13 protein-coding genes, 1 tRNA gene and 1 pseudogene are annotated in these 12,226 nt (G+C 35.2%); 4 read left to right on the forward strand and 11 right to left on the reverse strand.

Translation table 11 applies throughout. The features are described 5' to 3' along the window. Positions 1-89: 89 nt before the first annotated feature. A complete protein-coding gene (locus CYAN10605_RS16500) occupies positions 90-314 on the forward strand; it encodes a type II toxin-antitoxin system HicB family antitoxin (protein ID WP_015221085.1) in 225 nt (74 codons plus the stop codon). Continuing rightward, positions 314-502, forward strand: coding sequence for a type II toxin-antitoxin system HicA family toxin (locus CYAN10605_RS16505; protein ID WP_015221086.1), 189 nt, complete (start codon positions 314-316; stop codon positions 500-502). Before CYAN10605_RS16500 ends, CYAN10605_RS16505 begins: the two co-directional genes overlap by 1 nt. Positions 503-596: 94 nt before the next feature. Here CYAN10605_RS16505 and CYAN10605_RS16510 read toward each other — a convergent pair. Then, positions 597-1,481: pseudogene (locus CYAN10605_RS16510) on the reverse strand (adenine-specific methyltransferase EcoRI family protein); the annotation flags it as partial. A 208-nt stretch (positions 1,482-1,689) separates the two neighbouring features. Next, a complete protein-coding gene (locus CYAN10605_RS16515) occupies positions 1,690-1,893 on the reverse strand; it encodes a DUF433 domain-containing protein (RefSeq protein ID WP_015221087.1) in 204 nt (67 codons plus the stop codon). 192 nt (positions 1,894-2,085) lie between these two features. Here CYAN10605_RS16515 and CYAN10605_RS18280 point away from each other — a divergent pair, with 192 nt between their 5' ends. After that, positions 2,086-3,333, forward strand: a complete 1,248-nt coding sequence (locus CYAN10605_RS18280; protein ID WP_015221088.1) for a BaiN/RdsA family NAD(P)/FAD-dependent oxidoreductase — start codon at positions 2,086-2,088, stop codon at positions 3,331-3,333. On the opposite strand, the gene CYAN10605_RS16520 is transcribed toward CYAN10605_RS18280, so the two are convergent. The 8 genes from CYAN10605_RS16520 to CYAN10605_RS19370 all read right to left on the reverse strand — a co-directional run bounded on the left by CYAN10605_RS16520 (position 3,315) and on the right by CYAN10605_RS19370 (position 9,468). Next, positions 3,315-3,401, reverse strand: a tRNA-Ser gene (locus CYAN10605_RS16520). The genes CYAN10605_RS18280 and CYAN10605_RS16520 overlap by 19 nt on opposite strands. Before the next feature lie 171 nt (positions 3,402-3,572). Next, on the reverse strand, positions 3,573-3,977 hold the full coding sequence (gene atpC, locus CYAN10605_RS16525) for an ATP synthase F1 subunit epsilon (protein WP_015221089.1): 405 nt from the start codon (positions 3,975-3,977) through the stop codon (positions 3,573-3,575). Positions 3,978-4,291: 314 nt separating this feature from the next. Next, a complete protein-coding gene (gene atpD / locus CYAN10605_RS16530; RefSeq protein ID WP_015221090.1) occupies positions 4,292-5,740 on the reverse strand; it encodes a F0F1 ATP synthase subunit beta in 1,449 nt (482 codons plus the stop codon). A 159-nt stretch (positions 5,741-5,899) separates the two neighbouring features. After that, positions 5,900-6,313 carry a tellurite resistance TerB family protein gene (locus tag CYAN10605_RS16535; RefSeq protein ID WP_015221091.1) on the reverse strand — a complete coding sequence of 138 codons (414 nt, stop codon included), beginning with the start codon at positions 6,311-6,313 and terminating at the stop codon, positions 5,900-5,902. After that, the gene (locus CYAN10605_RS16540; protein ID WP_015221092.1) at positions 6,314-7,681 is read right to left on the reverse strand and encodes a 16S rRNA (cytosine(967)-C(5))-methyltransferase; all 1,368 of its coding nucleotides are present in this window, start codon (positions 7,679-7,681) and stop codon (positions 6,314-6,316) included. Between the two features lie 175 nt (positions 7,682-7,856). Further along, entirely contained in the window at positions 7,857-9,041 is a 1,185-nt protein-coding gene (locus tag CYAN10605_RS16545; RefSeq protein ID WP_015221093.1) for an NAD(P)H-quinone oxidoreductase subunit H, read from the reverse strand. Between the two features lie 75 nt (positions 9,042-9,116). After that, positions 9,117-9,356: a hypothetical protein gene (locus CYAN10605_RS17975; protein WP_051018166.1), complete on the reverse strand. Its 240-nt coding sequence runs from the start codon at positions 9,354-9,356 to the stop codon at positions 9,117-9,119. Next, the gene (locus CYAN10605_RS19370) at positions 9,337-9,468 is read right to left on the reverse strand and encodes a hypothetical protein (protein ID WP_277422490.1); all 132 of its coding nucleotides are present in this window, start codon (positions 9,466-9,468) and stop codon (positions 9,337-9,339) included. Before CYAN10605_RS19370 ends, CYAN10605_RS17975 begins: the two co-directional genes overlap by 20 nt. A gap of 58 nt (positions 9,469-9,526) precedes the next feature. Here CYAN10605_RS19370 and CYAN10605_RS16555 point away from each other — a divergent pair, with 58 nt between their 5' ends. After that, a complete protein-coding gene (locus CYAN10605_RS16555; protein ID WP_015221094.1) occupies positions 9,527-10,915 on the forward strand; it encodes an MATE family efflux transporter in 1,389 nt (462 codons plus the stop codon). Between the two features lie 279 nt (positions 10,916-11,194). Here the strand turns inward: CYAN10605_RS16555 and CYAN10605_RS16560 are convergent, their stop codons facing one another. Beyond that, the gene (locus tag CYAN10605_RS16560) at positions 11,195-12,196 is read right to left on the reverse strand and encodes a CobW family GTP-binding protein (protein WP_015221095.1); all 1,002 of its coding nucleotides are present in this window, start codon (positions 12,194-12,196) and stop codon (positions 11,195-11,197) included. Positions 12,197-12,226 lie beyond the last annotated feature (30 nt).

Below are 12,226 nucleotides of genomic sequence, written 5' to 3' on the forward strand. Positions count from 1 at the left end.
CATTATTCAACCCAAACTATAGTAAAATTCTTGTCAATAAAAGATAAAGATAGGGATTATTTTAGGTTTTTTGAAAAACAAAATATTTTATGAGATATAAATACACTGCTAAATATACAAAAATTCCTTCGGGGTATATGGGGCAAATAATTGAATGGCAAGAAGTCATTACAGAAGGAAAAAGTCTTAGAGAATGTCGTTTTCTGCTAGAAGATGCTTTAAATGAGATGATATTGGCATATCAACAACAAGGCAAAACAATTCCTCTCAATGATGAGGATATTATTGAAACCTTATCGATTGAGGTTGCCTAATGTCAGTCAAGAGAAAAGATTTAATCAAATATTTAGAGGGTAATGGTTTTTATCTTTTAAGAGAAGGTGGTAATCATTCAATCTATACTAACGATAATATAACAATTCCTGTCAAACGTCATAATTTGTTCGATCGAATAACTGCCAATCAAATTTGTAAACAGGCTGGATTAGATAAAAAGTTTTAAACCTTAGTTAAGATGCGATCAAATTAGTATAACATTTTATCTCAAACTGAGGTGAACTCAGATTTATGTTAGAATTTCCATCGACCATCTTTACTTCTATTCCTGTACTTTCAATTATTTTATTTTGTATTCGTTTATTTTTGATTAGAATTCTAAAATAGGGACATTTCCCATTTGTTGATAAATCTTTTTCATTATTGCCTTTTCTGAATTTAATTATTTCAAATTGAGCGGGATTAAATTTATGTAAAAATGTTATTGGCACACCCATAACCCCTTGATAATCTAAAGGTATATCTTGTGTTCTATTAACATTGATTCCATCATAATTGTCATATTTTGGATATTCAACTTCGTTCCCAAAATATCTTTTTGTGAGTGCAATATCTTCGTGCCGTTTAAAATTATCTAAATTAGTTAACCATAGGCAATTATTTGGAGAAACGATCCTATTTCCTAAGCTATCAATCCGAGCCTCAGTTCCATAAAGTTTATAGTGTTCGGGGACAATAAAACCAGAAATACCTCTACCAAGATTTATTCCTAACCACGCTTTGTTTTCTTTAATTAGTTTAAAAATTTCTTTATAGGTTATTGCATTAATATTGCCAATTATCAAGAACTTTTTATCATATTTAACTAATTGAGCTACATACTCTCTAAATAATGAAAATGGGGGGTTAGTAACAACAATATCGGACTGCTTTAATAGTTCAATACTTTCAGCACTACGAAAATCCCCATCCCCTTTAAAGTAAACAATGTCTGTTGAACTTGGTTTGTTTTTTTCTCCTTCTGTACCTGTATATTCAAAGAAAAAACCATTTTCATTTTCTTCTGTATTAAATAAATCTCTTACTTGTTCTCTATAACAAGCAGTTATTAATTTTTTAAGGCCTAACTCTTTGAAGTTTGAAGCAAAATAATTAAAGAAATTGCTAATTCGAGGGTCGTCGCAATTGCAATATACAACCTTGTCCTTAATTTGATTGATTCTTTTTAGACATATTTTGTCTTTTCCTTACTTAAATTTTCCACTTTCTTCTACAGGTAATATCCATATAAATTAAATTCTATAGTAATTGCGGTTTTCGTTAGTCTAAGTTCATGGAGAATTCTAATAATATTAACTAGACGTGGTGATAAATTATGGTCAAAAAGCAATTTCATTAATTCACCAAAAGAGTTTAACGTTCACGATCGGCTGCATAACTTAAACAAGCCAAAATATCTTCTTTGGTTAAATAAGGAAAATAGTTTAATATTTCTTCATAAGTCATTCCCGAAGCGAGATAGGAAAGAACATCATAAACGGTAATTCTCATTCCTCTAATACAAGGTTTTCCACTTCTTTTTCCTGATTGTATAGTAATAATATCTTTATATGACATGAAATTCTTATAGATTAAATTCCCATTATTTTATCAAAAATTAAACCTAACCTAAAGATCATAAAAGTTGGGTTTCGTTTCCTCTACCCAACCTACAGCCCCAATCAAGAGAAAATATGACAATTCTTAATTCATCCGAGTTTGAGCCTAGAGTTTGGTAAAATTCGTGGCGTGGGACATAGGTTAAGATAAATGATAAAAAAATCGCAAATAGTAGTCATTGGAGGGGGTGCAGCGGGGTTTTTTGGTGCAATAAATTGCGCATCTGTTTATCCTCATGTAACGGTGAGTATCCTAGAAGCAGGAAAACAACCCCTAACAAAAGTTAAAATTTCCGGGGGAGGTAGATGTAACGTTACCCATCATTGCTTTAATCCCTCAGAATTAGTCAATAATTATCCCCGTGGTGGCAGGGAATTAAGAGGTGCTTTTTCTCGTTTTCAACCCCAAGATACCATTAACTGGTTTGAGAAACGAGGAGTTAAGTTAAAAACTGAAAGCGATGGGCGTATGTTTCCCATCACCGATAACTCTCAAACAGTTATTGACTGTTTAACCGACACTGCTACTCAATTGGGGATAAAAATTTATACTCAAACTCCCGTTAAGGATATTGATAAATCAGAATTAGGCTTTAATATTACTCTTAAATCAGGGGAAATAATTAAAGCTGAAAAAATCCTAATTGCCACTGGAAGTAATCCTAATGGTTATCAATGGGCGAAAAAATTGGGGCATACGATACAAACTCCTATTCCCTCTTTATTTACCTTTAAAATAAAAGACCCACGTCTAGCAGATTTAGCAGGAATTACTTGTGATGATGTCCAGTTGAAATTATCTCTTAAAAAAGGGAAAAAATTAGAGCAAAATGGTGCTTTATTAGTCACCCATTGGGGTATAAGTGGACCTGCTACTCTAAAATTGTCGGCATGGGGAGCAAGGATTTTACATGATAATAAGTATAATATACCGTTGATTATTAATTGGCTTCCTCAAAGGAATTATGAATCAGTCAAGGAAGAGTTAATTAATTGTAAAAACACCGTAGCTAAACAAAAAGTTATTAATTATCATGGCTTTGATTTACCAAAAAGACTATGGCAAAGTTTAGTTACCTATAGCCTAACTAATCGGGATAAAACTTGGGCTGAAATTACAAAAAAAGAGATAGATAAATTGACAGAAGAATTAATAAGGGGTGTATATCAAATTCAAGGGAAAGGAGTATTTAAAGATGAATTTGTTACTTGTGGAGGAGTGAGTTTAAAGGAGATAGATTTTAAAACAATGATGAGTAAAAAATGCCCCGATTTATATTTTGCAGGAGAAATTTTAGACGTTGATGGAGTGACGGGGGGATTCAACTTTCAGAATGCTTGGACTACAGGATGGTTAGCAGGACTAGCTATGTCTGCAAACGGAGAGAGAGGGATTTGAACCCTCGAAGGGTGTTACCCCTTAGCAATTTTCGAGACTGCCGCATTCAACCACTCTGCCATCTCTCCACTTAGGTATATTATAACCAATAATAATGAGTAGGGATAAAGGGGGTTTTAGGGTGAAGTTTAAAAATGACTTAAGCACTTAACTTCTTCCCTTAAAAGGAAAAACAGGGGGGGTTTCCCTTTTCCCTACCCTAACCAGTAAACTTAGATACAAACTAGCTTCATTATTGATTAACTGGCGGCTTGTAATCTAGCTTTGGCTTTTTTCAATTGTTGAGTAGCCTTCATTTGCTCACGGCGATCGCCTTTTGCTGTGGCTTGATCTAAAGCTGTTTGAGCCTCATTGACTGCAATTTGAGCTTGTTCTTTATCAATAGTTTCTCCCAATTGAGCTCCATTAACTAAAACCTTAATCTCATTGTTTTCAACTTCTGCAAAACCACCCATAACAGCAATGGATTTCCATTCTTTATTATCAGGGCGTACACGCATAACACCTACATCAAGGCTAGTTAACAGGGGAGCGTGATCTGTTAAAATACCCAACTGTCCAGTACTGCTAGGAAGAATTACCTCTTGAGCAGTTTGATCCCAGACAATTTTATCGGGAGTAATTACTCTTACCGTTAAAGTCATAATTCAAAGATAAATTTAAGATTTAATAGCCTTATGTTTATAGATAACCTGAATTCGATATAAAATTTCTAATGGTGTAAAGGTGTCAGGTGTCAGGTGTTAGGTGTCAGGTTAAAAAATTCACAAAAAGTATATTTATTTTAATTGATTCTTTTTCAATTCTTTGATTGAATAATCAAGATTTCTGAAAATCTTTACCTGAAACCTGCTACCCGATACCTGAAACCTGCCTAAATACCATATATTTGTATCGAAATGAGGTAAATAAATAGGGTAGAGATGCGATAACACACCTCTACAGATTCTTAAGGGTTTTAGCCTTTCATTTTTTCGGCTTTAGCGATCGCCTCATCAATGTTTCCTACCATGTAGAAAGCCTGTTCTGGTAAATCATCTAATTCACCAGAGAGGATTTTTTGGAAACCTTTGATGGTATCTTCTAAAGAAACATATTTACCAGGGCTACCAGTGAATACTTCTGCAACAAAGAAAGGTTGAGACAAGAAACGCTCAATTTTACGAGCGCGATCGACCACAATACGATCTTCTTCAGATAATTCATCTAAACCGAGAATGGCAATAATATCTTGTAACTCTTTATAACGTTGTAAGGTGGACTGTACCGCACGAGCAGTTTCATAGTGTTCTTTCCCTACGATACTAGCTTGTAACATGGTGCTGGTAGAACCTAAAGGATCAACCGCAGGATAAATACCTTTAGCCGCTAAATTACGAGACAATACTGTAGTACCATCTAAGTGAGCAAAGGTAGTAGCAGGAGCGGGATCGGTTAAGTCGTCCGCAGGAACGTAAACCGCTTGAATAGAGGTGATAGAACCTTCTTTAGTGGAGGTAATACGCTCTTGTAAATCACCCACGTCAGTACCAAGAGTGGGCTGATAACCTACCGCAGAAGGCATTCTACCTAATAACGCAGATACTTCAGCACCAGCTTGAACGAAACGGAAAATATTATCAATAAATAGTAATACGTCTTGTTTGTTAACATCACGGAAATATTCCGCCATAGTTAAAGCAGATAAACCTACGCGCATTCTAGCTCCGGGGGGTTCGTTCATCTGACCATAAACAAGAGCGATTTTGGAATTTTCAGGATTATCAGGATCGATAACCTTAGATTCAATCATTTCGTTGTAGAGGTCATTTCCTTCACGGGTACGCTCACCCACACCACCAAACACAGATACACCACCGTGTTGAATAGCAATGTTGTTGATTAATTCCATCATAATAACGGTTTTACCAACACCTGCACCACCAAACAAACCGATTTTACCACCTTGACGATAGGGGGTTAATAAGTCCACAACTTTAATACCAGTTTCAAAAACGGTAGGTTTGGTATCTAATTCTGTAAAAGCAGGGGCTTTGCGGTGAATGGGGAAAGTTTCGGAGGTATTAACATCACCTTTGTTGTCAACGGGTTCACCTAAAACGTTGAAGATACGTCCTAAAGTTGCTTTACCAACGGGAACGCTAATAGGTGCACCAGTGTCAACAATTTCCATTCCTCTGACTAAACCATCGGTAGTACTCATCGATACTGCACGAACTTGGTTATCCCCGAGGAGTTGTTGTACTTCACAGGTAACTGCTACTTTTTCACCTGCGGAATTAGTACCTTCAACACGAAGGGCATTATAAATACGGGGAAGACTGCCACTAGGAAATTCAGCGTCAACCACCGGTCCAATAATCTGGGTGATTTTACCGACGTTTGTTTTTTCTTGTACTGCAACCATGCTGATATAGTTTTAATTTACCTTAAGTAAATGTTAATTTATAATAAAATTTGCCACTTTCAAGATTATCATGGACTGGATCAAATTTGACAAGGGATTCCTAATTAACCGTTCATGAAAAAATGGGTTTGTGAACCTCGGATTGAAGAATATTATCCTTTAAGTTGCGATCGCTTTTTGATATATCTTTTTAATAGACTGTAAAATTTGTTTTGGAATAGACTTATTATCTCCATTAGGTTCTAAATCTTGCAGACGACTCAAGAGTTTTGCTTCCTGAATGTCAATATCACCATCACTGTAAACCAAAGCACTAATTGCCTCAAGTAACTTTTGATAATCTTCTGTTTTGGGACTGTTACCGAGATAATCTTCTAGCCATTGATAACATTCTTGGGCATTTATCGGTTTAATTTCCGAGAGGAGAGACTTTATTTCTGGATCATTTTCTAGGTGATTTTCAGTGACAACTTTTTTTAAATATTCTCTTTCTTCTGCCTGAATTACCCCATCAATCCAAGCCGCACCCACTAGAATCTTAATTAATAACTTAGTTTTATTCTCCTTACTCATTTAAACTTCTCCTTTAATTAATTTTGCTATGAAAAATCCATCCATATTGTCATCAGGAGGAAATATTTTGATCATTCCCTTTGATGGTAGCGAATAATTATCAAGGAAATTATTATTTTTTGTGTCTAACTGCCATTGAGGATGGTTTGCCAAAAATTCGGTGACTATATTTTCATTTTCTTTTTGATTAAGGGTACAAGTTGCATAAACTAAAATACCGCCATTTTTCACCCATTTACTGGCATTGGTTAATATTTTCTGCTGTAATCTAGTTAATTTTTCTATCTCTTCTGGTTTTTTACGCCAACGAATATCTGGATTTGTGTGTAATGTGCCTAAACCTGAGCAGGGTACATCTACTAAAACTCTATCCGCTTGATTTTCCCACTCTGTTAACTCACTACTATCTCCCTCTTTTACTTCAATACAAGTTAAACCCAATCTCGTGGCATTTTCCTTGATTTTTTCGAGACGTTTAGCGTAGGTGTCTATAGCAATAACTTTGCCCTTATCTCCCATTAACTCAGCTATATGAGTCGTTTTCCCCCCCGGTGCGGCACAGGCATCAATAATTGTCTCTCCTGCTTGGGGATTGAGTAAATGAGTTACTAACTGCGCACTTGCGTCTTGAATAGTGAACAATCCCTGTTTAAATTCTTCTAAATTACCTATATTTCCCACGGCTTTGCTTAACCTTAAACCTTGAGCTTCTTTCAATAAAAATGTCTCTATATTATTTTCTAATAGCTTATTTTGCAGATTTTCTCTATTTATTTTGATAATATTTGTTCTTAAATCGATATGGTGAGTATTATTAAACCAGTCTAAAAGAGCCTCTGTTTTTTGATAACTAAATTGATCAATAAAGAGTTTAACAATCCAATCAGGAAAACTGTATTTTACTCCTAGATAAGCAATTTTATCAGAAGGTAGAATCAAAGGATCACCATCGGCACTTTGACGCAAGTATGATCTCAAAATACCATTAACCACTCCCGATATTTTACTTAAACCGTTTTTTTTCGCCAATTCCACACTGGTATTGACTGCCGCCGAGGCTGGAATTTTATCGAGATAGCGTATTTGATATAACCCTAATTGCAGAATAATTCTCAGTTTTAACGGTTGTTGAGAGGCTTTTTTACTGGCAAATTGATTGATAATACTATCTAAAGTTCTTTTTCTCCTCACTATACCATATACTAACTCAGATACTAAGGCGCGATCTTGAAAGGATTTACTATGCAACCCACTTCTTGAAAGGGAATTATTTTTTAAGGCTCTATCTAAAGCAATATCGGTATAAGCATGATTTTGGTAAATATCTTCTAAAGCCTGAAACGCTACTTGACGGGGATTATTTGACATATTCAAAAAATTAAAAATTAAAAATGAAGAATGAAGAAAAGAGAATAGAGAAGAATGTAAAATTCAGAATTTAGAATTTAGAGGTTTCAGGTGTCGGATAAATGAAGATTTTTTCTCCATCTTCCCCATCCTCCCATGCTTCCCTATCTCCCTACTCCTCACTTCCTACTCAAAACTAGCGATCGACAGAACCCATAATGACATCAATACTACCGAGAATTGCCATAATATCAGCAACTTTTACACCTCTAAGCAGTTCAGGTAGAATCTGTAAATTATTGAAATCAGGAGCTCTAATTTTGAAACGCCAGGGGAAAACATCATCGTTACCGACAATAAACACCCCTAACTCACCCTTACCGCTTTCCATGCGTACATAATGCTCTCCAGCAGGTATTTTAAAGGTAGGAGGTACTTTTTTGGCGATGTATTGATATTCAAAATCATTCCATTTTGATTTTTTGCCTTCCTGTAATCTTTTTGCTTCTAAATTCTCGTAAGGGCCACCGGGTAAACCTTTTAAGGCTTGGCGAATAATTTTCACGGATTCGCGCATTTCACGGATTCGCACGATATAACGGGCAAAACAATCTCCGGCAGTTTCCCACTGTACATCCCAATCAAAGTCATCATAGCATTCATAGCGATCGACCTTGCGTAAATCCCATTTTACTCCGGAGCCGCGCAACATAGGACCAGATAAACTCCAGTTGATAGCTTGTTCACGGGTAATCACTCCTACTCCTTCCACCCGTTTACGGAAAATAGGGTTATTGGTGATTAACTTCTCATACTCGTCCACTTTGGGCAAGAAATAATCGCAAAAATCTTCGCATTTGTCAACCCAACCATAGGGCAAATCTACGGCAACCCCACCAATACGAAAATAGTTATTGTTGATTAAGCGCATCCCTGTGGCCGCTTCCCAGAGATCATAAATCATCTCTCTTTCACGGAAAATATAGAAAAAGGGAGTTTGTGCGCCAACATCTGCTAGAAAAGGCCCAAGCCAAAGAAGGTGATTTGCAATGCGATTCAACTCTAGCATAATCACTCGGATATATTGCGCCCGTTTGGGTACTTCTATGTCTGCCAATTTTTCAGGTGCGTTAACGGTAATGGCTTCGTTAAACATCCCCGCCGCATAATCCCAACGGCTCACATAAGGCACAAACATAACATTAGTGCGATTTTCGGCAATTTTTTCCATGCCTCGGTGTAAGTAACCGATTACAGGTTCACAGTCGATTACATCTTCTCCATCTAAGGTGACAATGAGTCTCAAAACCCCGTGCATTGAGGGATGATGAGGACCCATGTTCAACACCATAGGTTCAGTTCTAGTTTCTATTTTTGCCATGAGAACTATAATTTCTAGTTTATTCTATATAATAACTTTTATGGTGAAAGAAGTCTTTGGTTGGTTAATTTTAAGCTATGAATAGCTAATATGCCTAAATTCTAATTGATTATTGTAGGGATTATATATAGTGTAAGTACCTTGATGAGAATTTTTATTTACTCTGCCAATACCCACTAGATTTTTATTTTTGGTTTCTTGAGTTTGAGTCGTGGAAATACCCTCTAGTGTCGTTACCGTTGATTTTATTAAACCTGTTTGTAGTTGGTAATTAAAAGTGAGATGCGATCGCGCACTAAATATAGTAATTAACATTAACTCGATTAATGCGATCCAAAATAGTTAAAGTGGAAGTTTCAGGAGTTAATTTTTCGCTAACACTGACACTACTGCCATGAATCAAAAGACAATCAAATTCTACAAACAAAAATCTAGTCCTTTTAAAGTATTGCAGAAACTATAAAATAACACTGAAGTTTTTTAATATGACCATTCCTAATAATGAAAAATTAAGTATTCGTACTGAAGCACAGGAATTTTTAAAACTAGCTGTTCCCCTAGCTGGAGCTCAAGTAGCACAATTAACTACAGGATTTGCTGATACCGTGATGATGGGACACTTGGGAAACGAGATTTTAGCCGCTGGTGGCTTAGCTTCGATTACTTTTTTCTCCATTATGATAGCTACCAGTGGAATCGTTATGGGCGTTACTCCTTTAGTGGCAACTGCCTATGGTGCAGAGAATAAAACAGACATCGAACAATTTACTCGACAAGGATTATGGCTATCATTACTCCTATCTATTCCCATTATGGTCGCAACAGCCCATTTTGATAGCTTAGTGAGTGGATTAGGATTAGATGAAACTATGTTAAAATCAGTCAAAACATATCTTGATATTATGTTATGGGGGTTATTTCCAGCCTTGGGCTTCGCTATGTTGCGAGGTGTTGTTTCTGCATTATCCCAAGCACGTCCCATTTTTTTGATTGTAACCATAGGAACAGGGCTTAATATTTTAGGGAACTATGTGTTGGGGTTTGGTGCATTGGGATTTCCTCGGTTAGAATTAGCAGGATTGGCTTTAGCTTCTACCGTTACATTATGGGGGATGTTTGTCGCTTTAATTATCTATCTTTCTGTTAGTCATCATTTTGAAAGTTATAAGTTCTTTTCAAGTCTATATCAGTTAAAACCTAAAAAACTCTGGAAATTGTTTAAAATAGGGCTACCTATAGGGGTGTTTTCTACCCTTGAAATTGGAACTTATACAGTTGTAAGCTATCTTGTAGCAGAATTTGGTGCTAATGGATTAGCCGCCCATCAAATTGTTTTTCAAACCATCAATATCATTTATATGGTGCCATTGGGTATGTCATTTGCCGCAACTGCCAGAGTTGGTAAATGGTTTGGACAAAATAATATGGTGGGAATTCGCCAAGCGGGGTTGGTGGGTATTGTACTTGGTACTTTATGGACTACTGTTATTGTAGTTGTGCTGTTAGTATTCCCTCAACAAATTGTGGGGCTTTATATTGACGTTCTCAAACCAGAAAGCGAACCCATTGTCTCTCTAGCTGTTTCTATTCTGAGGGTTGGAGCGATCGCACATATCTTTGATGGAGTTCAGAAAATTGCCTATGGAGCGTTGCAGGGCTTACAGGATACCCGTGTGCCAATGATTTTGAGTTTTCTATTCTACTGGTGCATTGGCTTAATCTGTGGTTATTGGTTGGCATTTAGTTGGAATTTGGATGTTATTGGCTTATGGTTAGGACTATTAATTGCGGTAGCGATCGCTTCTGTGGTTTTTGTTTGGCGATTTCAAGCCCTAGGGATGAATAATATTCGCATAAAATTAAACGGAAATTAACTGTATGGTACTTTATTAATGTTATTTTAAAAAGTTGTCCGATCAAATTTTTCTGGTAAAACAATTCAGTTACTCAAAGACTCCTTAATTTGTTGTTGATAAAAATAAACAGCAGAATCTTCCAGACAAAAATCTCCCAAAGTATCAGCAATAGATTGTTTGTCTAAATTACAATCAACATAATGCCAACAAATGAATTTGATGGCTTAAAGCTAAAGTTATTCAAATATGATTCAAAATTAATGAGCAGTTATTATATCAACTATTTATTATTAACTATTAACTAACAAGGCATTCTTTTAGTTTAGTTTTTAATTGATTTTCGTCAATATTTCTACCTATCATTACTAACTGATTTTTAGGATTTGTTTGCCATTCCTCTGTATCAATATCGTATCTTTTACCGCTTAATTGAAAAATATGTTTTAGTTGACTTTCAGCAAACCATAAAATTCCTTTTGCTCTATATACCTGACTCATGATATTATCGGTAATAAAGTTCTGAAATTTATCTACATTAAAAGGGCGATCGCACTCAAAAGAAATAGAAATAAAACCATCAATTTCTAAATGATGGGAATGGTGATGATCATGATCATGATCGTGATTATGATGGTGATGATGTTGTTTTTGTTTTGATTTTTCAAGACTATAATTATTAGAGTTATGACTATTAATATCTAAGATAAGAGGTAAAGGTACTTTTCCATATTGAGAACATAAAATATTTGCTCTATTTTTAATACATAAAATGTCCTCTTCTAATTGTTTAATTTTGGTTTCTGAAACTAAATCAACCTTATTTAAAATAATAATATCGCCGTAAATAATTTGTTTTAAAGCCGCATCACTATCAAAATGTTCAGAAGTAAAATTATCCGCATCAATTAAAGTTAATACAGAGTCAAGACGAATTAAATCTCTTAATTCTGGACTTAAAAAAGTTAAAATAATAGGAAGAGGATCGGCAACTCCTGTTGTTTCTACTATTAAGTAATCAATTTTTTTATCACTTTCTAAAATTTGAAAAACTGTATCCAGTAAATCATCATTTATAGTGCAACAAATACAGCCATTACTAAGACTTACCATATTTTCTTCTACAGATATTAGTAACTGACTGTCGATGTCAATATCTCCGAATTCATTAACTAAAATAGCAACTTTTAAATCCTGATTATTGGTCAAAATATGATTTAATAAAGTAGTTTTACCACTACCTAAAAACCCGGTAATAATAGTAACTGGTAAACCTCTTTTAGGTAAAATTAAACTATCCATAAATTAAGAATTAAAAATTAAGAATTAAGA

The sequence above is a fragment of the Cyanobacterium aponinum PCC 10605 genome, assembly GCF_000317675.1.
In the GTDB taxonomy this organism is placed as follows: domain Bacteria; phylum Cyanobacteriota; class Cyanobacteriia; order Cyanobacteriales; family Cyanobacteriaceae; genus PCC-10605.

Excerpts from the sequence above, each read along its gene's own strand:
- CYAN10605_RS16535 (WP_015221091.1), bottom strand. The coding sequence starts at position 6,313 with ATGAGTAAGGAGAATAAAACTAAGTTATTAATTAAGATTCTAGTGGGT.
- CYAN10605_RS16545 (WP_015221093.1), bottom strand. The coding sequence starts at position 9,041 with ATGGCAAAAATAGAAACTAGAACTGAACCTATGGTGTTGAACATGGGT.
- atpC (WP_015221089.1), bottom strand. The coding sequence starts at position 3,977 with ATGACTTTAACGGTAAGAGTAATTACTCCCGATAAAATTGTCTGGGAT.
- CYAN10605_RS16555 (WP_015221094.1), top strand. The coding sequence starts at position 9,527 with ATGACCATTCCTAATAATGAAAAATTAAGTATTCGTACTGAAGCACAG.
- CYAN10605_RS16560 (WP_015221095.1), bottom strand. The coding sequence starts at position 12,196 with ATGGATAGTTTAATTTTACCTAAAAGAGGTTTACCAGTTACTATTATT.
- CYAN10605_RS18280 (WP_015221088.1), top strand. The coding sequence starts at position 2,086 with ATGATAAAAAAATCGCAAATAGTAGTCATTGGAGGGGGTGCAGCGGGG.
- atpD (WP_015221090.1), bottom strand. The coding sequence starts at position 5,740 with ATGGTTGCAGTACAAGAAAAAACAAACGTCGGTAAAATCACCCAGATT.
- CYAN10605_RS16500 (WP_015221085.1), top strand. The coding sequence starts at position 90 with ATGAGATATAAATACACTGCTAAATATACAAAAATTCCTTCGGGGTAT.
- CYAN10605_RS16540 (WP_015221092.1), bottom strand. The coding sequence starts at position 7,681 with ATGTCAAATAATCCCCGTCAAGTAGCGTTTCAGGCTTTAGAAGATATT.
- CYAN10605_RS16505 (WP_015221086.1), top strand. The coding sequence starts at position 314 with ATGTCAGTCAAGAGAAAAGATTTAATCAAATATTTAGAGGGTAATGGT.
- CYAN10605_RS16515 (WP_015221087.1), bottom strand. The coding sequence starts at position 1,893 with ATGTCATATAAAGATATTATTACTATACAATCAGGAAAAAGAAGTGGA.
- CYAN10605_RS17975 (WP_051018166.1), bottom strand. The coding sequence starts at position 9,356 with ATGTTAATTACTATATTTAGTGCGCGATCGCATCTCACTTTTAATTAC.